Source organism: Parapedobacter flavus (genome assembly GCF_035818675.1).
Lineage (GTDB): Bacteria > Bacteroidota > Bacteroidia > Sphingobacteriales > Sphingobacteriaceae > Parapedobacter > Parapedobacter flavus.
Genome location: NZ_JAYKZZ010000017.1, coordinates 15694 through 36925 on the forward strand (window position 1 = coordinate 15694; position 21232 = coordinate 36925).

The window sequence follows — 21232 nt, forward strand, 5'->3', positions numbered from 1 at the left end:
TTTCACTACCGCCTTTCGCGTTGCCAAATTACACATTTAAACCCTACTTTTGCAAGATGTTTACCCCCATACCCCTCAATTTGCCAACGTATCCGGCCGACATCCAGCGGGACGGCACGAAGCTACTCATATTTGATGAATTGCGGAAGAAACAACTGGTGCTTACCCCCGAAGAGTGGGTCCGCCAGCACTGGGTAAATCACCTTATCCATGCGAAGCGATACCCCCGGTCGCTCATCAAATTAGAAGGCGGACTGACACTCAACAACATGCCGCGGCGTAGCGACTTGATGGTGTATGACACCCAGGGAAACAAAATTTTACTGGCAGAATTCAAAGCGCCGGCCGTAAAGATTACCCAAGCTACGTTCGAACAGATTGCACGATACAACATGGTACACCGCGTGCCGCTCCTCTTGGTAAGCAATGGGCTGCAACACTTCTATTGCCGCATCCATTTCGATGAGGGTCGCTTCGAATTCCTTGCCGATTTGCCCGACTACCGGTCGTGACGCACCGTCATTCTGCCGAATGGATACCGACAGGGTGACAGCTCGGTTACCCGGCATTTTGGCAGGGAAGCCGCACCATGGCCCGGTGGCGCGATGTTTGCCCAAAGATAAATAGCCAAATGGCTATTTAATAATTGGACAGAATCACCTATCTTAGCAAGATAATAGAACAGAAACCATGAGTATCGACAAAAACGAATTCAGAAAATACGCCATCAAGCACCATCGGATCGGTAGCCAACACGTAGACGGCTTCATCGGTCGCGTGGAACGCAAAATGCCTACATCGCTCACCCCCTACATCATCGAAGAACGGCAAATGAACGTTGCCCAGATGGATGTGTTTTCGCGGTTGATGATGGATCGCATCATTTTTATGGGCGACCCTGTAGGCGACCAGGTGGCCAATATCATCCAGGCGCAGCTGCTGTTCCTGCAATCTGCCGATGCGCAACGCGACATCCAGATTTACATAAACTCTCCCGGGGGCAGCGTATATGCCGGCTTGGGAATCTACGATACCATGCAGTATATCACTCCGGATGTGGCCACCATCTGCACCGGTATGGCTGCATCGATGGCAGCAGTGTTGCTATGTGCCGGTGCCAAAGGAAAACGCGCAGCATTGACCCACTCGCGGGTGATGATACACCAGCCTTCTGGCGGCGCGCAGGGTGTGGCTGCCGACATGGAGATTAACCTCCGCGAAATGCTGAAAATCAAAAAGGAACTTTACGATATCATCGCGCACCACGCTGGAAAAAGCTACGAATGGGTAGAAAAATCGTCAGATCGTGATTATTGGATGATTGCTGAAGAAGCCAAAGAGCACGGCATGGTGGATGAAGTGCTGGCGTCCAAAAAAGGAAAATAACCATGGCTAAAAACACAAAGGAAGTGACTTGCTCGTTCTGTGGCATACGGAAGCAGGACGCACTGATGCTCATCGCGGGCGATGGTGCGCATATCTGTGACCGTTGCATTGCCCAGGCCGGTGAAATATTGACCGAGGAGATGAACCTCCGCAAGAGCAAGGCGCTCCAAACTACATTGAAGCTTATACGCCCGATTGAAATCAAGGAGCACCTCGATCAATACGTCATTGGGCAGGATGATGCCAAGCGGGTGATGGCTGTAGCCGTATATAATCATTATAAACGGCTGAACCAAAAGACCGACAAGGACGAGATTGAGCTCGAAAAATCCAACATCATCATGGTGGGCGAAACGGGTACTGGCAAGACGTTGCTCGCTAAAACCATCGCCAAAATTCTAAATGTGCCGTTTTGCATATGCGACGCTACTGTATTAACGGAAGCGGGATATGTAGGCGAAGATGTGGAAAGCATTCTCACCCGGCTCTTGCAAGCGGCAGATTACGACGTGGCCGCTGCCGAACGGGGGATTATTTATATCGACGAAATCGATAAAATTGCCCGCAAAAGCGATAACCCATCGATTACACGTGATGTATCTGGTGAAGGAGTGCAGCAAGCCTTGTTGAAAATCTTGGAAGGAACCATCGTGAATGTACCGCCACAGGGAGGACGTAAACATCCCGACCAAAAGATGATTGCCGTGAATACCAACAACATCCTATTCATGTGCGGCGGGGCATTTGATGGCATCCAGAAGAAGATTGCCAACCGATTGCGTACCCAAACCATCGGATATAAGGTAAATCAGGATGAGGTGGAAGTGGATTTAAATAACCTGCTGAAGTACATCACCCCACAAGACCTGAAAAGTTACGGCCTCATCCCCGAGCTGATTGGCCGGTTGCCGGTACTTACTTACCTCAACCCGTTGGATAAAGAGACATTATTGAATATCCTTACCGAACCGAAAAATGCACTGATCAAGCAATATCAGAAATTGTTTGAATATGAGGACGTAGAGTTGAAGTTCGACGATGATGTTTACCAGTTCATCGTAGATAAGGCCAATGAGTTCAAGCTTGGCGCACGGGGGCTCCGGTCCATTTGCGAAGCCATCATGCTGGATGCTATGTTCGAAATCCCCTCAGACAAAGGCGAACAGAAAACACTGTATATATCGCTCGAATACGCCAAACATAAATTCGAGAAGTCCGATTTGAAGAAGCTGAAAGCAGCATAACGTTTGTCCCCCCCCCGATACAAAGTCGGGGGGATTTTCAACCCACGTGGTTGTGCCTTTCTCTTTCGGTTAACAGACGGGCGATGCAGTTTATTTTTAGGCTATGGCAAAAAAGAAGAATAATCCCGCAGAAACGCCCATCAAACCGGGCCTGAAAAGTAAAGGAGAAATTGTAAATAATTGGCTGCCGCGTTATACCAACCGCCCATTAGACGAATTCGGGGATTACATCCTGCTAACGAACTTTTCTAACTACCTAAAGCTCTTTTCCGAAATGCATGACAATGCCCCCATCTTGGGGTTGGATAAGCCGATGCAAAGTGTAACGGCCGAGGGCATTACCATCATCAATTTCGGGATGGGCAGCCCCATGGCGGCTACCATCATGGACCTGCTGTCGGCCATATCGCCGAAAGCGGTACTGTTCTTGGGCAAGGCCGGCGGGTTGAAAAAGAAAAATAAGATTGGCGATCTGGTGCTTCCCATCGCAGCCATCCGTGGTGAGGGCACCTCCAACGACTATTTCCCGCCCGAAGTACCGGCGCTACCCGCCTTTGCACTGCAGAAAGCCATCTCAACGACCATACGCGACCATGCCCTTGATTATTGGACGGGCACCGTCTATACCACCAACAGGCGGGTGTGGGAACACGATAAAGATTTCAAGAAGTACCTCAAGAGCATCCGCGCCATGTTGGTCGATATGGAGACCGCTACCATCTTTTCGGTAGGTTTTGCGAACAAAATACCAACTGGGGCACTGCTGCTGGTATCGGATCAGCCGATGATACCCGAGGGGATTAAAACGGCTGAAAGCGACTCGAACGTTACCGCCCAATTCGTGGAAACCCACCTTACCATCGGTATCGAATCCCTCCGTCAGCTCATCAACAACGGATTGACCGTAAAGCATCTGAAGTTTTAATCTCAATAACCTAGAAACCATGTGGCACAACAATATACTGGAGACCATAGGCAATACGCCTATGGTGAAACTCAACCGCATTACCAGCAGGTTAAAGGGCACCATACTGGTTAAAATAGAAACGACCAACCCCGGCAACTCCATCAAAGACCGCATGGCGGTAAAGATGATCGAAGATGCCGAAGCGGCGGGACTGCTCAAACCGGGTGGCACCATCATCGAAGGCACATCGGGCAATACCGGCATGGGCCTGGCCATGGCGGCGGTAATCAAAGGCTACCGCTGTATTTTCACCACAACAGACAAGCAATCGAAGGAAAAGATTGATGCCCTGCGGGCATTCGGCGCAGAGGTCATCGTATGCCCTACCAACGTAGACCCCGAAGACCCCCGCTCCTATTATTCGGTATCTAGCCGACTGGAACGCGAGATCCCCAACTCGTGGAAAGCTAACCAGTACGACAACCTCTCTAATACGCAGGCGCATTACGAGCAAACGGGGCCGGAAATATGGGAACAGACCGAAGGTAAAATTACCCACCTGGTTGCCGGCGTAGGTACCGGCGGAACCATCAGCGGGGCGGGTAAATACCTCAAAAAGAAAAAACCCGATATCCTTGTATGGGGTATCGACTCCTACGGATCGGTATTCAAAAAATACAAGGAAACCGGTATTTTTGACAAGAACGAGATATACCCGTACATCACCGAAGGCATCGGTGAAGATTTCCTTCCTAAAAATGTTGCATTTGACGTGATTGACTACTTCGAGAAAGTAACCGACAAAGATGCGGCATTGATGACGCGCGACTTAGCGCGTAAAGAAGGCATCTTCGCGGGTAATTCGGCGGGGGCTGCCGTAGCCGGACTGCTCCAGCTGGGCGATCAGCTCAACGATGATTCCGTAGTAGTGGTTATCCTGCACGACCATGGGTCGCGCTATATGGGTAAGATGTACAACGAAGACTGGTTGCGTGAGCGCGGATTCCTGGAAGATGAAAAACTAACGGCGCAGACCATCCTCAAGAAGCGGGGTGACGTGCCGCTCATTATGGCCGATGTAGAACAAACGGTCATCGAGACGTTCAACAGCATGAAAACGCTCAACATCTCACAAATACCGGTAACCCAACAGGGAATGATCATCGGAAAGGTCACCGAATCAGACATCCTGAATGCGTTGCTCGACAACCCGACACTGAAATCGGCTGAGGTCATGGAAATCTGTACCGCCCCATTCCCCTTTGTCGATCTACGCACTTCCATCGATAAGATCTCGTCGCTCATCCACAAAGACAACCAGGCTGTATTGGTAGAAGATGAATACGGCAAGATCACCATCATCACACAATACGATATCATCAATGCGATTTCCGGATAAAAAAACCCGTCTCGGTTGAAACGAGACGGGCTTTAATCTAGATCGATTGCACCTAATACTTACGCACCGGCAACAAGTGTCACTTTGAAATTGATTTCTTTACTGATGAGGTCGTCTGCCTGGCCGGCATAGTTAACGCCCCAGTCTTCACGGGCGATATTGAAATCGGCCGTTGCCTTCACCGCGCTAGCACTTGCTTCGTGAACCTGTGCATCGAATGTGATGTTCTTGGTAACCCCACGGATGGTTAGGTTGCCGGAAATCACAACATGGCCAGCCTCAGCACCTTCTTCCACGTTGGTGATTTCGAAATTCGCCTCGGGATGGTTATCCACGTCGAAGAAATCAGCGGATTTCAGGTGCCCTTCCAGCTTACCTTTGTATTCACCCTCCAGATCGTGGTTGGTAATGGTGGTGAGGTCGATAATAAAACTGCCACCTACCAACTTATTTTCCTCTACCGTCAGCGTACCCGACTTAACCTGGACATCGCCGTGGTGCTCACCGCTTACCTTCCTGCCTGTCCACTGCACCGTGGACTGTGCCGTGTCTACAGCCAGTTGGTTGGCGGTATGCGAGTGTGCCGCTTCTTCCACATTTTCCGACGTCTCCGCTCGTTTTCCTTCGGGGTTGCTTACGCATGATGTGAGCAGCAATGCGCCCGCTACCATTGTTAATACTACTTTTTCCATGATTTTCTGATGATTGGTAATTATATGGTTAAACATTAATATACAAGGTGCACGTTCTATCCAGTATATAGGCGAATTAACAAGCGCCGGTCAAAAATGTTTTCAGTGAAGTTTAGGGTCTGCCTCAATACGCTTGATATCGGCACCCAATGCCTGCAACCGCCGCTCGATATCTTGATAGCCACGTTCGATCTGCTCGATGTTATGTATAACGGATTTCCCTTGCGCCGAAAGTGCTGCAATCAACAGCGAAACCCCCGCGCGTATATCGGGCGATGTCATTTCGATACCGCGCAGCTTGAACGCGTGGTTGAGCCCGATCACAGTGGCCCGGTGCGGATCGCAGAGAATGATCTGTGCCCCCATATCAATAAGCTTGTCGACAAAAAACAGTCGGCTCTCGAACATCTTCTGGTGAATCAACACATTGCCTTTGGCCTGTGTAGCAATTACGAGCACAATACTGAGCAAATCGGGCGTGAATCCGGGCCAAGGTGCATCCGAAACCGTCAGGATGGAGCCATCGATAAACGTATCGATCTCGTAGTTGCTTTGTGCAGGTATGTAAATATCGTCCCCCCGGCGCTCAAATTGGATACCCAGTTTGGAAAACACCGCCGGAATGACACCCAGTTCGTCGAAATGCACATCCTTTATGGTCAGCTCCGAACCCGTCATTGCGGCCAATCCGATAAAAGATCCGACCTCGATCATATCGGGCAACATGCGGTGATCGGTACCCCCCAGCCTATCCACCCCTTCGATGGTTAACAGGTTCGAACCGATGCCGGCGATGCTTGCACCCATGCGGTTCAGCATCTTACACAGTTGCTGGAGGTAAGGCTCGCATGCGGCGTTATAGATCGTAGTTGTACCTTTTGCTAACACGGCGGCCATGACGATATTGGCTGTTCCCGTTACCGAAGCTTCCTCCATGAGGATATACGTGCCGGTAAGGTTGGTGGCATCAACATTGAAGAAATGGGTGTCGGCATCATAATGAAACCGGGCGCCCAATTTTTCAAACCCCAGAAAGTGGGTATCGAGCCGACGGCGCCCAATTTTATCGCCTCCCGGTTTGGGAATGGCCGCTTGGCCGAACCGCGCCAGCAACGGTCCTACAATCATGATCGACCCGCGTAGCCCGCTGCCTTTGGCTTTGAATTCCGTTGATTTGAAATAATCGAGGTTGATATCCTTTGCACGGAAGGTGTAGGTGTCTTTACTTAGTCGCTTCACCTCAACACCCAAATCGGTCAGCAGCTCGATGAGCTTATTCACATCCTTTATATCGGGGATGTTACTAATGGTCATCGTTTCTTCGGTAAGCAATACCGCCGAGAGAATCTGGAGAGCCTCATTCTTGGCCCCTTGGGGAATGATCTCCCCCTTCAGCGACTTACCACCGTGTATTTCGAATGCGTTCAATACTTCCTCTTTTTCTTTTGCGGCAGCTTTTTATTACTCTTCCCGTTACCACCGTTTTGCGGGGTGCTCCCGCCTTTCGTACGGCTTCCCGGAGGCGGGCTCTTGAAGTCGAGCTTTGTCAGGGTCACATCCGGCGACAGCTTCAGTTCGCCACCCGAAAGTTCGCGGAGATCGGCAATGATGAACTCGTCGGATACCGAATCCTTATTCCAGGTAAGGTAAGCCATTTTCATGAAATTGGCGATGGACAGCGTCATGCTCTGCTTCTTTTCAGGGTCGTTGATTATCCTGGCCCGCTCGATCATGTCCTCGACGGTGTGGCCATAATGCTTGTACCTGATGCGGTGCTGCGGATAGTTGAGCAGCTCGGGCTTAGGATGGATCGAATCCTGATCAGGTATAGGGTATGGCGAATCCACATCGATTTTAAAATCGGATATGATATGCAGGTGGTCCCACAGCTTATGCTTGAAATCGGCCACATCGCGGAGGTGGGGATTGAGGAACCCCATCATATCAATGATGACCTGGGCATAGCTATTGCGCTCTTCCTTGGTAGGTAATGCACAGATATAATCCACCATATTTTGCACATTACGGCCATATTCCGCCAAGATCAGCTTCGGCCGCGTGCTATTGTAATCAAAATTCATCTCCATAGTTCTTTCGTTCTTATTTCGCTTATCCCACGATTCGCAATTTCGCAAATTTAAGCAACAATTGTTTCTGTCCCAATTCTTTGAAGAAAATAGTTGCTTTCACATCGTTTTTGTTGCCTTCAACCTGTATCACCTTTCCGAAGCCGAAGCGCTCATGCTCTACTTCCATGCCAACCTGAAGGTTGCTCGTGTCTGATGGTGTAAACCCCGGCGTAGGGTTGTGCGCCTTGGGTAATAATGTCCGCGTTTTAGGCGTCACTTTCGGCTTCGGTTTCGTGAATACATCGCGCTCGCTCCATGCCGACCGCTCGCCGGCAAACGATGCGCCACTTTCAGGAACGGGCCGCGGTTTAAAATCGAGCTCAAGGTAGGCGGGATTCAGCTCATCAAGAAACCGGCTCGGCTCGCAATTATTGAGCGTGCCCCAGCGGTACCTGGAAGTCGCATAGCTGAGCGTAAGCTTCTTCTCCGCGCGGGTAACGGCCACATAGAAGAGTCGCCGTTCTTCCTCGAGGTCACTGCGGGAGTTGAGCGACAGTTGCGAGGGGAACAGGTTTTCCTCTAGCCCCACAATAAACACATGGGGGAACTCCAGCCCTTTCGACGAGTGGATGGTCATCAACGATACCGTATCCGCGTTTGGATCTTTATCGTTGTCATCGTTGGTAAGCAAAGCCACATCCTGCATGAAGACGTCGAGCCCCCGATCCTCAATATCCTCACGCTCACTGAACTCTTTGATGCCGTTGAGCAATTCTTGTATATTTTCGTAGCGGCTGAGGCCTTCTACCGATTTGTCGGCATAGAGGTCTTTCAATATACCCGACTGCTGGGCGATGTGCATGGCAGCATCATACGCGGGATGTTTCTTGGCCTCCACTTGAAACCCCTGTATCATTGCAGCAAATGCACCCACGGCGCCGGCACTGCGTCCATCGAGGTGGGTGGCGGCGTTGCTGATGACTTCCCACAGCGTCGTTTGGCGCTGGTCGGCCGCCACGCGGATGCGATCCACCGTTGTATCGCCGATACCCCGCCGGGGGTAATTGATTACGCGTTTGATGGCCTCCTCGTCGTTCGGATTAAATGTCAGCCGGAAATATGCGATCAAATCTTTGATTTCCTTACGCTGGTAAAAGGAGGTGCCACCATAGATTTTATAGGGGATATTGATTTTCCGAAAGGCTTCTTCCATCGCGCGCGACTGTGCATTGGTGCGGTACAGGATGGCGAAATCACGGTAGTTTCCGCCGTGCAGGGCCCGCTCTTGTGCAATCGCCTCCGCTACGATCTTCCCTTCCTCATTATCACTGAATGCCCGGTGCACCTTGATCTTTTCTCCGGTTTCGTTTTCAGAAAACACATGCTTCTGCAACTGGTTTTTGTTATTAGCAATGATGCTGTTGGCCGCATTCACGATATTCTGGGTGGAGCGGTAGTTCTGCTCCAGCTTAAAGACCTTCAGATCCGGGTAGTCCTTCTCAAAGTTGAGAATGTTCTGGATGTTGGCTCCGCGGAACGCATAGATGCTCTGCGCATCGTCGCCCACTACACAGATGTTCTCGTTGATGGCAGCCAGCTTACGCACGATGAGGTATTGCGAGAAGTTGGTATCCTGATACTCATCCACCATCAGGTATTTAAATTTATGCTGGTATTTGTGGAGCACATCGGGGTATTCGCGGAAAAGCACGTTGGTTTTAAACAAGAGATCGTCAAAATCCATAGCCCCCGCTTTATAACAGCGCTGGGCGTACGTGAGGTAGACCTGCCCCATCTGGCCACGGCCGTTGGAAAAGTCGTCGGCCTGGAGCTGTTCGTTGCTGTTGTACTCCTGGGCCGAAATGAGGTTGTTTTTGGCGGACGAGATCCGGTTGTAGACAAAATTCGCATTATACAGCTTATCGTCCAGTTGCATCTCTTTCAGGATAGTCCTGATGAGACTTTTGCTATCATCTGTATCGTAGATGGTAAAATTGCGCGGGTAACCGATGTGCTCGGCCTCGACGCGAAGTATCTTTGCAAACACGGAGTGGAAGGTGCCCATCCAAATATTTTTGGCCTCGTTGCCCACCACGCTCATGATACGCTGACGCATCTCTTTCGCCGCTTTGTTGGTAAAAGTAAGTACTAAAATATGGAACGGGTCCACGCCGTTTCGGACCAAGTGAGCCACGCGATAGGTGATTACCCGAGTTTTCCCCGAGCCTGCACCCGCAACGATCATCACAGGCCCTTCGGTTTGTTCTACGGCAGCCCGTTGCGAAGGGTTTAATCCAGCTAAATAATCCAAAGTCCGTGTATGTAAATATCTTTCTCGATTGCGGTGTAAAGATATGAAATTTCAGGCTAAAAAGGCGAATCGTCGTTCATGTCGTTCATGCGCGATTGCCGCGTGATGCTACCTGGTTGATCGAATGATGCTGAGGGCGCTATGCCCGCCGAAAATGAATCCTGTTCACCGAAAGCCGGTCCGCCGCCAAATGAAAAATCATCCTCCAAATCGGTAAATTTAACATATTTGCCGACAAAGCGGAGCTGTACCGTTCCGGTTTCACCATTCCGGTGCTTGGCAATGATGATCTCACCGACGCCGGCCGTGGGCCGCCCCGCTTCGTCTTCGGTGAGGCCGTAGTATTCGGGCCGGTAAAGAAACAACACCATGTCGGCATCCTGTTCGATGGAACCCGACTCCCGCAGGTCGGACAACATGGGCCGTTTGCTGCCCCCCGGGCGGCTTTCCACCGCACGGCTAAGCTGCGACAGGGCGATAACGGGAATATTCAATTCTTTGGCTACCGACTTGAGCGACCGGGAGATGCTACCGATCTCCTGTTCGCGGTTACCCCCCTTGCCATCATTCTTACCATGCATCAGCTGCAGGTAATCCACAATGACCATCTGGATATCGTACTGGGCTTTCAACCGCCTGCATTTCGCCCGGAACTCGAAAATGTTAAGTGCAGGTGTATCATCAATCAACAAGGTCGCCTGGGTAAGGCGGTCGATACGCGAATGGAGCTGCGTCCACTCATGGTCGGCCAAATTGCCTTTACGGATCTTTTCCTGTTCAATTTCGGTCTCGCCTGATATCAGCCGGTTAACCAATTGAACTGAAGACATTTCGAGAGAGAAAACCGCAACGGGCTTGTCGTGGTCTACCGCCGCATTGCGTGCGCAGCTCAACACGAAAGCGGTCTTCCCCATAGCTGGCCGGGCAGCCACAATCACCAGATCCGAAGGCTGCCAACCCGATGTCATCCGGTCTAGCTCGGTGAAACCCGACGGCACGCCGGTTAAGCCATCGGTACGGTCGCGCAGGGTCTCCAGCGCCTCCACAGCCTCGCGCATGATGTCGTCCATCTTGCGCGTATCACGACGGAGGTTGTTCTGGGCAATATCAAATAAGCTTTTCTCCGCATGGTCCAACAGGTCGAAGATATCGGTGGTGTCTTCGTATGCGTTATTGATGATTTCGGTCGATATCTTAATCAGTTCACGCTGGATGTACTTCTGGGAGATGATACGGGCGTGGTATTCGATATTTGCAGCCGAAACAACCCGGTCTGTAAGTTGCGTGATATAATACGCCCCCCCGACCAATTCCAACGCTCCCATTTTGCGCAGCTCGGCAGTGACCGTAAGCAAATCAATGGGTGATGATTTCTGGAACAGGTTGTAGATGGCCTCAAAAATCTTCTGGTGCGCCTCTACATAAAACGTTTCGGGCTTGAGGATATCAATGACTTCGCTGAGTGCGTCTTTTTCCAGCATGAGTGCCCCTAGCACGGCCTCTTCCAAATCGCCGGCCTGCGGCGGCAGCTTCCCCAATCCGCTCACCAAATTATTCAACCGTGTACGGCGCTCGGCAAACGAGCCCCGGCCTGAAGCACCTGTTGGATTGGATGTATGTTCATTCTGGTTTGTCATCTTTATTTACAAACAATATTTTATACCAATTTATCTCAATATATATCGTACCGACTTCGTGGTTTATTACCGGCTGCCAATAAGGGCTGACGAAAATCCAACCCTTTCAAATCCCGACCGAGCATTTAAACAGCGTAACAAAACTAGGGAAATTAACGACCCCCTTTTTCACAAGTTCTAAACAGCCTTTTCACAACTTCTTTTTTTAATGTGCTTACGCTTGAAACAAGTACAATTAGCAATATAACTTATTAACATCAATTGTGCAAAACATGTTAATAAAAACCAACGCACCTTGATAAACAACGTGATATGATTTTGTTAATAACTTTACGCGTTGTTAATGCACCAAAAACCAGGCCATTGAAACGCCTTTTGAATGGGTTCATGTAGAGAACAAATGAGTACCAACCGATTACCTCAAATCGCCTGTGCAATCACATAGCCGCTGGCCCATGCCCACTGGAAATTGTAACCGCCCAACCACCCGGTCATGTCTACTCCCTCCCCGCCGAAATACACGCCTTTGACACGCTTTGCCTCCAAGGTCTGCGGTACCAATTCATGGGTAGCCACACCACCCCGCATCACCTCGGCCCTGTCATACCCTTTATCTCCTGCTGGCCTTACCGTGAACCGGTGAATAGTTGTCGCAATACGCTTCGCATCGACCTTACTGAGTGAGGCTATCTTGGTATCGATGGGAAGGAATTTACCGAGTGATTCTACCAGCCTACGCGAATAGAAATCGCCCAAAAGCTGCCGCACCAGCAGTGCCCCACCTGCCTGGCGTTCGGACTTGATGAGCTGTTCGATCGAACGGCCGGGCAGCAGGTCGATCATGATGGTCTCTCCGGGCCGCCAATACGAAGATAGCTGCAGTATGGCCGGACCGCTGAGCCCCCAATGGGTGAAGAGGATGTTCTCTTCAAAGGTTGCTCGCTCATTAGACACGCGGCAATACACGCTGTTGCCCGAGAGTGCCGAGAACCAGTCGGCATCTTTACCGGTGATGGCCAGCGGGACGAGTGCCGGCGCGGTGGGCGTGACCTCCATGCCGAACTGGCGGGCAATACGGAGTGCTAAGTCACTGGCACCGAGCTTCGCAACGGGCAATCCGCCACTGGCAAGTACCACAGACGGCGCACGTACCCGCTGCACGCCACCATCCCGCTCGTACGTTATTTCGAAAAGATTATCGGCCAATCGATCGACAGCAATCACGTTGCTATTCAATAGCATTTCTTGCGCATACCGCTGCATCAAGTCAACTAAAACACGCACAACATCGGTTGCCTTATCACTGGTCGGAAACAGCTGGCCCAAGGTTTTCTCCTTGCCTCTGATGCCGTGTTGTTCGAAGAACCCCACGGTGTCTGCCACCGTCCATTGCGCAAACACCGTGCGGGCGAATTCCGGTTCTGCCGACACGAAATTTTCCACTGACGTATGAAGGTTGGTGTAATTACAGCGGCCACCGCCCGAAATCAGGATTTTGGCTCCCGGTCGATCGTTGCGTTCCAAAACCAACGTACGCCTGCCACGCGCACCGGCTTGGACGGCACACATGAGGCCACATGCCCCGCCCCCGATGATGATGGCGTCGTACTTGGTATGTTGTATGTCGTTAGCCAAATGTCTATTGTCAGTTATCTGTTGTCTGTTATCTATTGTCTGTTATCTGTTATCAGAAGTCTAACGTGCGTTTTTCGGCCCAGCTTTGCTCGGCCCGTTCAATCACCCGGATCACGTCCCGTGCCTGTTCCGGTTTCACCTGCAATTCACTTTGCCTGGTAATTGCTTCGTACACGTTCCGGTAAAACGCCGGATAGTTCCCCCGCTCGCTGGGAAGGTAACCAATGTGGTCCTGGCCGTTTTCAAGCACATTCAGTTTGCCCCATATTTCTTCGGGCTCCTTTCCCCAATGAAGATCATCCTTGGGCGACTTCCCCGCTTTGAGCGCTGCTTCCTGCGGATCGACCCCATATTTAACGAACGCACCATCCGTTCCATACAGGGCATACCTTGGCGACGGTTCTTTCACGAGCATGGCACCTTTGAGCGACACCTTTAACCGCGGATAATGGAGGATCAGCTCAAAATCGTCCACTGCTTGGGCGCCGGTCCGCTGCTTACGCAAATCCGCATTGACCGCCTGCGGCAGACCGAACAGGACGATGGACTGGTCGATAAGATGTGCGCCCAGGTCGTAGAGGATACCTGATCCAGGCAGATCTTCCTCGCGCCACGCATTTTCCTTAAGCGTATTACGGAACCGGTCATACCGTGCTTCGAAAGCGACCAGCCTGCCCAACCGCCCGCTTTCGATCACTTTCTTGACCGTCAGGTAATCACTGTTCCAACGCGCATTGTGGTGCACGGTGAGCAATCGGCTTTGCTGCTGTGCCAACGTGATGAGTTCATCGGCCTGTGCCGATGTGTTGGTAAACGGCTTTTCGACCACCACATGCTTGCCGGCGAGCAGCGCCGCTTTGGCTAAGGGGTGGTGCACGTCGTTGGAGGTGGCCACCACGACCAAATCGATGTCATCGGCTTGGATGATCGCCTCCGCGTTTGCAACCGGTATGGCGTGAGGGTACCGTTGCCGCAGCAACGCCTGTTGTTCCGGCTTTCGGGCAGTGACGCGGTGCAAGCGCAAACCGGCCACTGATGTGATAACGGGGGCGTGGAACACCTGGCCGGCGGCGCCAAAGCCGATCAGCCCTACATTGATTACCTTATCCATACGGTTAATTATGTTTTACATGCGATCTGGCACCTCAACGCCCAACAGCCGCATACTGTCGGCAATGATGCGCGCCGTGGCCGCCGAGAGATGCAACCTGAAATTCCGAACGGTTTCATCTGTTGCCTTGAGGATGGTCTCCTCGTGATAGAATTTGTTATATTGTTTAGCCACTTCATACCCGTAGTTGGCTATGTGTGCTGGACTGAATCCACTGGCTGCCGATGCAATGGTAGCAGGATAATTGCCGAGCAGCTGAATCAGATCACGTTCGCTTGCCGACAGGGTGGCTGGTGTTACCATGGCATGCTGCATGTGATAGTCTCCTTTGGCGAGTACCGACTGGATACGGGCATGCGTATACTGGATAAACGGCCCGGTATGCCCCTGGAAATCGATTGATTCATTGGGGTCGAAGAGCAAGCGCTTTTTGGGTTCCACCTTCAAGAGGAAGTATTTGAGCGCGCCCATGCCGATGATGTCATACAACTGCGCCTTTTCGGGTTCGGCCAGTCCTTCGGTCTTGCCGAGCTCCTCTGTGCGCTGTTTGGCAGTCGCCGTCATCTCGTCCATCAGATCATCAGCATCCACTACCGTACCCTCACGCGATTTCATCTTGCCCGAAGGCAGGTCGACCATCCCATATGACAGATGAAACAGACCTTTTGCCCATGGTTTACCCAGCTTTTCCAAAATATGGAAAAGTACCTTGAAATGATAATCCTGCTCGTTACCCACCACATAGATGGACTGGTCCATGCCGAAGTCGTCATACTTCAGCTGTGCGGTCCCCATATCCTGCGTGATATACACCGAGGTACCATCGCCGCGCAACACCAACTTTTCATCCAACCCATCGTCTGTAAGGTCTATCCATACCGAGTTATCTTCCTTACGGAAAAACACCCCTTTTTCTAACCCTTCATTAATGATGTCCTTGCCGAGAAGGTACGTGTCCGATTCGTAATAGTACTTATCAAAGTCCACACCGAGTCGAGTGTACGTTTGGTCGAAGCCGGAATAGACCCAGCCGTTCATCGTTTTCCAGAGCCCGATCACCGTTTCATCGCCCAATTCCCAACGTTGCAGCATTTGCTGCGCTTCGCGGATAATGGGTGCTTGCTTTTTAGCTTCTTCTTCTGTATATCCTTGTGCCTTCAGCTCGTCGATTTCCTGTTTGTAGGCTTTGTCGAAAAGCACGTAATACTTACCCACGAGGTGGTCACCTTTAAGGCCACTCGCTTCGGGCGTTTCGCCATTTCCCCACCGTTGCCAGGCTAGCATGGATTTACAGATATGGATACCCCGATCGTTCACCAGATTGGACTTGATGACGTCATAGCCATACGCTTGTAAGATGGAGGCTACCGAATAACCTAGGAGATTGTTGCGTATATGGCCCAAGTGCAGGGGCTTGTTGGTGTTTGGCGAGGAGTATTCCACCATGAGTTTCCGGCCATTGGAGGGAAACCGACCAAACTTTCCATGTATAATCGCTGTTGTAAACAAGGAGGTCCAGTACGCGTCAGACAAGCTCAGGTTCAGGAACCCTTTGATGGTATTGAATGCGGTAAGCTGCGGTAGTTGCTCCAGTAAGTAGGATCCGATATCATTTCCAGTGGCTTCTGGCGACTTTTTAGAAAATCGTGTCATGGGGAAAACAACGATGGTAAGTTGCCCTTCAAACTCCTTCCGTGTTTCCTGTATGGCTATCTGGTGTTCGGGTAAATCGGCCCCATATAATTCATTGATGGCCTGTTTGGTGTAGTAAATGAGTTGTTGTTCTATCGTGTTACTCATGTAAGTATTTAAGCATTAATTCCTTAGCTCAGGTACCGTGAATCACATTTTTACAATAGATAACTATTTTTTAGCGACGTATTCGTACCGAAAACATATCTTTGCCAAAACTAGACAAACCCCGTATTATTTGCAAACGGATGTTCGTCTAATTCGCTTCAGCGGCTGATGCGAAATATGTTGTTAGAATTAAAAAAAATACAATAAAGAGATGCAGAGCTATCAGGAATTTCTTGACCTCAGTGTGAGCTTTCCACAGGATGGGTTTGAAATCATCGATGACGAATTATTCTTCCACGACCTCAACCTTATGGAGATGATCGAGACATACGGTACGCCACTAAGGTTCACCTATCTTCCCATCATCAGCAAAAAGATACAGCAAGCAAAGATACTTTTCCAAACGGCGATCCTGAAACACAACTACCGGGGTTCCTACAAATATTGTTATTGCACGAAAAGTTCGCACTTCAGACATGTTGTCGAAGAAGCGCTGAAAAATGACATCCACTTGGAAACGTCATCAGCCTTCGATATGCCGATGATCGATGCATTGGAGAAGAAAGGCATAGTGAACAAAGACATCACCGTTATCTGCAACGGCTTCAAGACCTATCAGTACAAGCAATATATCCTGGATATGTTGCATGACGGTTTCAAGAACATCATCCCGGTACTAGATAATAAGGAGGAATTCAATATCTACGATGACGAAGTGGAGTTGGAGGAGCCTTGTAATTTAGGTATCCGCATAGCGGCGGAGGAGCAGCCGGATTCGCCTTTTTATACATCGCGCTTAGGGATACGGTTGGAAGACATCCTCGACTTCTACAACAATAAAGTCGTTCCCAATCCGAATTTCAAGGTCAAGCTGCTGCACTTTTTTATCAATTCGGGCATTTCCGATACGCCGTATTATTGGAATGAATTGGAAAAATACGTAACACTTTACTGCAAGTTCAAGAAGATCAACCCCGACCTCGACACGCTGGATATCGGGGGCGGCATGCCCTTTAAGGATTCGCTGGTACATGATTTCGACTACGAATATATGGTCAACGAAATCGTTAACCGCATCAAGCAGATCTGTGCGGTACATGAAGTGATGGAGCCGGACATCATCACCGAGTTTGGCAAATACACGGTGGCCGAGGCCTCAGGCATCCTCTACAAGGTGATTGGCCGCAAGCAGCAGAACGACCGTGAAAAGTGGCTGATGCTCGACGGGTCTTTCATCACTAACCTGCCCGATGTATGGGCACTCAACCAAAAGTACATTTTGGTGCCCATCAACAACTGGGATGCAGAATATGAGCGGGTAAACCTGGGTGGGATCACTTGCGACGGCCAAGATTATTACAGTCAGGAAGCACATTTAAACAGTGTGTTTATGCCCAAGACGCGGAAGTTACAATACCTGGGCTTTTTCCACACCGGCGCTTACCAGGAGGTACTTAGCGGTTACGGGGGTATACACCATTGCCTGCTCCCGTCGCCCAAGCATGTATTGATCCGGCGCAACCGCGACGAGACATTCAATTTCGAGGTATTCGGTGAGGAGCAGAACAGCAAGCAGGTGCTACGGCTGCTGGGATACCAATAGTTTACCGAGCCTCGCCATCTTTATATTTACGTTTGTAATACTGAAATAAACGCTTACTTTTGCAACCCACTCGGAGAGGTGTCAGAGTGGTCGATCGAGCACGCTTGGAAAGCGTGTGTACTTAACGGTACCGCGGGTTCGAATCCCGCCCTCTCCGCCACCCAAAATGAAGCCCGGCAATAGCCGGGTTTTTCTGTTTAAACAGGCGAGCCAAGCGCGCTTGAGCGAGGCCGGTTAAACAGAAAAAGGAATGAGCGTAGCGAATGGCTTCATTTTGGTGAAGCCTCCCCTACAAGGGATGGCTGCAGCCTTTGCGTGCGGGACCGTGCGGCGCAGCCAATCCCTTGAAGTCAATCTCAAGTGAGCTTGCTCAGGCAAAAGCAGAAAATAAAAAAAGGAATGAGCGTAGCGAATGGCTTCATTTTGGTGAAGCCTCCCCTACAAGGGATGGCTGCAGCCTTTGCGTGCGGGACCGTGCGGCGCAGCCAATCCCTTGAAGTCAATCTCAAGTGAGCTTGCTCAGGCAAAAGCAGAAAATAAAAAAAGGAATGAGCGTAGCGAATGGCTTCATTTTGGTGAAGCCTCCCCTACAAGGGATGGCTGCAGCCTTTGCGTGCGGGACCGTGCGGCGCAGCCAATCCCTTGAAGTCAATCTCAAGTGAGCTTGCTCAGGCAAAAGCAGAAAATAAAAAAAGGAATGAGCGTAGCGAATGGCTTCATTTTGGTGAAGCCTCCCCTACAAGGGATGGCTGCAGCCTTTGCGTGCGGGACCGTGCGGCGCAGCCAATCCCTTGAAGTCAATCTCAAGTGAGCTTGCTCAGGCAAAAGCAGAAAATAAAAAAAGGAATGAGCGTAGCGAATGGCTTCATTTTGGTGAAGCCTCCCCTACAAGGGATGGCTGCAGCCTTTGCGTGCGGGACCGTGCGGCGCAGCCAATCCCTTGAAGTCAATCTCAAGTGAGCTTGCTCAGGCAAAAGCAGAAAATAAAAAAAGGAATGAGCGTAGCGAATGGCTTCATTTTGGTGAAGCCTCCCCTACAAGGGATGGCTGCAGCCTTTGCGTGCGGGACCGTGCGGCGCAGCCAATCCCTTGAAGTCAATCTCAAGTGAGCTTGCTCAGGCAAAAGCAGAAAATAAAAAAAGGAATGAGCGTAGCGAATGGCTTCATTTTGGTGAAGCCTCCCCTACAAGGGATGGCTGCAGCCTTTGCGTGCGGGACCGTGCGGCGCAGCCAATCCCGCCAATCAAGATGAAACTCCCGTTCAGCTTGGGTTAGGTCAATGATGGGCTGGCACAGTGGTCGGCCACTGTACCAGCCCTGTATCAGGGTTAAGATGTCTACCCAAAAACAACGGGATTTCGGCTAGTTTGTATTCCTGGATGCTTTCTAAGTCCCTTGACTGAGAAACGCGATGGACTATAAGCGCGCCTTTTTGCGGTAGATGATGTCGTTTTCACCACAACAGGTTGCTTTTCTTGGGCCGTTTGATCTAAAATTTCTTCCATCATATTGACAATTAAAATTATGTAAACTGTATTGTTTCTAATAACTGGTGCAAAGGTACATCTTAAGACGTTATGATTTGTATACTTAGTGTCAAAATTACACACTATGAAATAGTTTTATATATTCCTTAATTACAACCTGTTTTAACCTTTATTTTGAGAATATATACAGAACACAAAAAACAAGAATAAGCGGGATAGCTGACGGTGAAATCGATACGAATAGTAGCCAATGCGTAGAAATTCTTAACCTGAGCCCTATTCAAAAACGTGATATAATCGAATATATCCAACACCATTCCGCTTGTCATATGTTATTTTAAATAAAACGGAATAAAAGACGCAGGCGCTGTAGCGTTTGTCGGACCCAGCACGTCAAAATAGACATATGATGAAGAAATTAAATTTGATTACGGCCCTCGTAGCCAGCGTTGTACTGCTAGGAGGATGTTTGAGAGATAATGATCCCCAGCCCCAGCGGATTGGGGGGACTACGTTTGTAAACGCGTTTATCGAAGCCGATGCAGTGTATTGTTACATCGATCGTAACACGGTACCGGTGTTAAGTCCACTTGGCTATCGAAGTTACGGCCCTAGCCTGCCATGGTACGTGTTGCCAGGCGAAAACCGTCGGGTCGAAATCTACTCGATGTATGAAGACAACAGACTTGTAGACACCACCATTAACGTGCAGGATAGCGTCTATTATTCGTCGATTGTTTACGGTACGCACGATGCCCCCCGCCACTTCATTACAGAAGACCGGATACCTGAAGGCGAGGATGACCCAGCGGCCATCGCTGCAGTGCGGTTTTACAATCTGGCGAACACCGATCGTCGTATGACCCTGCATATCGGCGATATTGAACCTGCCGCGGCTTTCAGCAACAGGCCCACCGAAACCACCCAGACCGGTAAGAACGGCGAGGCTTTTATTCCGGTAACCACTGGAACCTATACCGTGAGCGTGGTGGATGAAGATGGCGAAATAGTAGCGACCAGAGAGGGTACGCTCGATTTGTCTCCGGGCAGGTATGTCAGTATTTTCCTCACTGGCGACGAAAGGGACCCCGCGACCTTCTACGTAGGCAGGGTGTGGCATTGGGTAAACTAATAACATAACGTGCGATGAAGACCAATTATACGTTTTATGCCATGCTCTTTTCATGGCTTATCTTTTTTGCGGGCTGTATAAAAGACGAGGAACCGACACCGGACATACGGTCCGGGTTGTCCGTAGTCAACTCGTTTTTGGAGGCGCAAGCCGTATTGCACCGGTTGGATGTGGGCCGTGGGCTCCAGCAATTGGGCCAAGGACAGGGTTACCGGGGCGTTGATTATTATACTGTCCCCAGCCATGAAGATTGCAGGATGGAAATCCTCTCGTCTAACGAATTGGCCCAGTTGGTAAACACTACATTTACGTTGGTGGAGAACAAGTATTACACATCGTTTCTCTTTGGCACGGAAGCCGCCCCACTACATTTCCTTACCGATGACCGACTGCCTGACGATGTCGAAGATCCCACGGCCGTGGCAGGTGTGCGCTTTTTTAATCTGGCCGAGACGACGCACCGCGCCACGCTTCACATCGGCGCGGCGGAGCCAATTGCGGCTTTCAAAAACCGCCCAACCGAAACACCACAAACCGGCAAGAATACCGAGGAGTTCGTGATAACCACAGATACGGGCACCCACGTGCTCACCATTGTCGACGAAACCGGTGAACAACTGGCCCGGCGAACGGGCGTAGCATTGGATCCGGCAGACTACCTGACCATCTTTTTAACAGGCAATGGTAGTGAGTCGGCCCCCTATTATATCGGTATCGTGCGCCATCGTGGAGTTAACAATATTCCATGATCTTCCGCTCATAATCCAACGGATTTCGCTATTTTAGGCCGATTTTATTTCAAAAGAAAGGCCGATAACG

16 protein-coding genes and 1 tRNA gene are annotated in these 21232 nt (G+C 50.3%); 9 read left to right on the forward strand and 8 right to left on the reverse strand.

Going from position 1 to position 21232, the window contains the following annotated elements:
- Nucleotides 1–56 precede the first annotated feature (56 nt).
- From U9S71_RS14445 to U9S71_RS14465, 5 genes are all read left to right on the forward strand, one after another.
- Nucleotides 57–512 carry a type I restriction enzyme HsdR N-terminal domain-containing protein gene (locus U9S71_RS14445; RefSeq protein WP_326328222.1) on the forward strand — a complete coding sequence of 152 codons (456 nt, stop codon included), beginning with the start codon at nucleotides 57–59 and terminating at the stop codon, nucleotides 510–512.
- Between the two features lie 178 nt (nucleotides 513–690).
- Nucleotides 691–1386, forward strand: a complete 696-nt coding sequence (locus U9S71_RS14450) for an ATP-dependent Clp protease proteolytic subunit (RefSeq protein WP_326328223.1) — start codon at nucleotides 691–693, stop codon at nucleotides 1384–1386.
- 2 nt (nucleotides 1387–1388) lie between these two features.
- The gene (clpX, locus tag U9S71_RS14455; protein ID WP_326328224.1) at nucleotides 1389–2630 is read left to right on the forward strand and encodes an ATP-dependent Clp protease ATP-binding subunit ClpX; all 1242 of its coding nucleotides are present in this window, start codon (nucleotides 1389–1391) and stop codon (nucleotides 2628–2630) included.
- 103 nt (nucleotides 2631–2733) lie between these two features.
- Complete coding sequence (locus U9S71_RS14460; protein ID WP_326328225.1) at nucleotides 2734–3555, forward strand: AMP nucleosidase; 822 nt, start codon at nucleotides 2734–2736, stop codon at nucleotides 3553–3555.
- Nucleotides 3556–3574: 19 nt separating this feature from the next.
- Complete coding sequence (locus U9S71_RS14465; RefSeq protein ID WP_326328226.1) at nucleotides 3575–4936, forward strand: pyridoxal-phosphate dependent enzyme; 1362 nt, start codon at nucleotides 3575–3577, stop codon at nucleotides 4934–4936.
- A gap of 59 nt (nucleotides 4937–4995) precedes the next feature.
- On the opposite strand, the gene U9S71_RS14470 is transcribed toward U9S71_RS14465, so the two are convergent.
- From U9S71_RS14470 to argS, 8 genes are all read right to left on the reverse strand, one after another.
- A complete protein-coding gene (locus tag U9S71_RS14470; protein WP_326328227.1) occupies nucleotides 4996–5628 on the reverse strand; it encodes a YceI family protein in 633 nt (210 codons plus the stop codon).
- A gap of 102 nt (nucleotides 5629–5730) precedes the next feature.
- The gene (gene murA, locus U9S71_RS14475) at nucleotides 5731–7056 is read right to left on the reverse strand and encodes a UDP-N-acetylglucosamine 1-carboxyvinyltransferase (protein ID WP_326328228.1); all 1326 of its coding nucleotides are present in this window, start codon (nucleotides 7054–7056) and stop codon (nucleotides 5731–5733) included.
- Nucleotides 7053–7709, reverse strand: coding sequence for a DUF4290 domain-containing protein (locus U9S71_RS14480; protein WP_326328460.1), 657 nt, complete (start codon nucleotides 7707–7709; stop codon nucleotides 7053–7055). Before U9S71_RS14480 ends, murA begins: the two co-directional genes overlap by 4 nt.
- A 28-nt stretch (nucleotides 7710–7737) precedes the next feature.
- Entirely contained in the window at nucleotides 7738–10008 is a 2271-nt protein-coding gene (locus tag U9S71_RS14485) for an ATP-dependent helicase (protein WP_326328229.1), read from the reverse strand.
- Nucleotides 10009–10064: 56 nt separating this feature from the next.
- Nucleotides 10065–11645 carry a replicative DNA helicase gene (gene dnaB / locus U9S71_RS14490; protein WP_326328230.1) on the reverse strand — a complete coding sequence of 527 codons (1581 nt, stop codon included), beginning with the start codon at nucleotides 11643–11645 and terminating at the stop codon, nucleotides 10065–10067.
- A 420-nt stretch (nucleotides 11646–12065) separates the two neighbouring features.
- Nucleotides 12066–13214: a BaiN/RdsA family NAD(P)/FAD-dependent oxidoreductase gene (locus U9S71_RS14495; protein WP_436410333.1), complete on the reverse strand. Its 1149-nt coding sequence runs from the start codon at nucleotides 13212–13214 to the stop codon at nucleotides 12066–12068.
- Nucleotides 13215–13332: 118 nt separating this feature from the next.
- Entirely contained in the window at nucleotides 13333–14391 is a 1059-nt protein-coding gene (locus U9S71_RS14500) for an oxidoreductase (protein ID WP_326328232.1), read from the reverse strand.
- 15 nt (nucleotides 14392–14406) lie between these two features.
- Nucleotides 14407–16191 (reverse strand): arginine--tRNA ligase, encoded by a 1785-nt coding sequence (gene argS / locus U9S71_RS14505; protein WP_326328233.1) that lies wholly within the window; start codon nucleotides 16189–16191, stop codon nucleotides 14407–14409.
- Nucleotides 16192–16402: 211 nt separating this feature from the next.
- Here argS and U9S71_RS14510 point away from each other — a divergent pair, with 211 nt between their 5' ends.
- The 4 genes from U9S71_RS14510 (at nucleotide 16403) to U9S71_RS14525 (ending at nucleotide 21162) form a co-directional block, all read left to right on the forward strand.
- Nucleotides 16403–17794 carry an arginine decarboxylase gene (locus tag U9S71_RS14510; protein WP_326328234.1) on the forward strand — a complete coding sequence of 464 codons (1392 nt, stop codon included), beginning with the start codon at nucleotides 16403–16405 and terminating at the stop codon, nucleotides 17792–17794.
- A 72-nt stretch (nucleotides 17795–17866) separates the two neighbouring features.
- Nucleotides 17867–17954 (forward strand) — tRNA-Ser (locus U9S71_RS14515).
- A 1733-nt stretch (nucleotides 17955–19687) separates the two neighbouring features.
- Nucleotides 19688–20413, forward strand: coding sequence for a hypothetical protein (locus tag U9S71_RS14520; protein ID WP_326328235.1), 726 nt, complete (start codon nucleotides 19688–19690; stop codon nucleotides 20411–20413).
- Nucleotides 20414–20427: 14 nt separating this feature from the next.
- A complete protein-coding gene (locus tag U9S71_RS14525; protein WP_326328236.1) occupies nucleotides 20428–21162 on the forward strand; it encodes a hypothetical protein in 735 nt (244 codons plus the stop codon).
- Nucleotides 21163–21232 lie beyond the last annotated feature (70 nt).

Bases quoted from the DNA above. Each gene is read 5' to 3' on its own strand.
- U9S71_RS14445 (WP_326328222.1), top strand. From the start codon at position 57: ATGTTTACCCCCATACCCCTCAATTTGCCAACGTATCCGGCCGACATC.
- U9S71_RS14450 (WP_326328223.1), top strand. From the start codon at position 691: ATGAGTATCGACAAAAACGAATTCAGAAAATACGCCATCAAGCACCAT.
- clpX (WP_326328224.1), top strand. From the start codon at position 1,389: ATGGCTAAAAACACAAAGGAAGTGACTTGCTCGTTCTGTGGCATACGG.
- U9S71_RS14460 (WP_326328225.1), top strand. From the start codon at position 2,734: ATGGCAAAAAAGAAGAATAATCCCGCAGAAACGCCCATCAAACCGGGC.
- U9S71_RS14465 (WP_326328226.1), top strand. From the start codon at position 3,575: ATGTGGCACAACAATATACTGGAGACCATAGGCAATACGCCTATGGTG.
- U9S71_RS14470 (WP_326328227.1), bottom strand. From the start codon at position 5,628: ATGGAAAAAGTAGTATTAACAATGGTAGCGGGCGCATTGCTGCTCACA.
- U9S71_RS14480 (WP_326328460.1), bottom strand. From the start codon at position 7,709: ATGAATTTTGATTACAATAGCACGCGGCCGAAGCTGATCTTGGCGGAA.
- dnaB (WP_326328230.1), bottom strand. From the start codon at position 11,645: ATGACAAACCAGAATGAACATACATCCAATCCAACAGGTGCTTCAGGC.
- U9S71_RS14495 (WP_436410333.1), bottom strand. From the start codon at position 13,214: ATGTGTGCCGTCCAAGCCGGTGCGCGTGGCAGGCGTACGTTGGTTTTG.
- U9S71_RS14500 (WP_326328232.1), bottom strand. From the start codon at position 14,391: ATGGATAAGGTAATCAATGTAGGGCTGATCGGCTTTGGCGCCGCCGGC.
- argS (WP_326328233.1), bottom strand. From the start codon at position 16,191: ATGAGTAACACGATAGAACAACAACTCATTTACTACACCAAACAGGCC.
- U9S71_RS14510 (WP_326328234.1), top strand. From the start codon at position 16,403: ATGCAGAGCTATCAGGAATTTCTTGACCTCAGTGTGAGCTTTCCACAG.
- U9S71_RS14520 (WP_326328235.1), top strand. From the start codon at position 19,688: ATGATGAAGAAATTAAATTTGATTACGGCCCTCGTAGCCAGCGTTGTA.
- U9S71_RS14525 (WP_326328236.1), top strand. From the start codon at position 20,428: ATGAAGACCAATTATACGTTTTATGCCATGCTCTTTTCATGGCTTATC.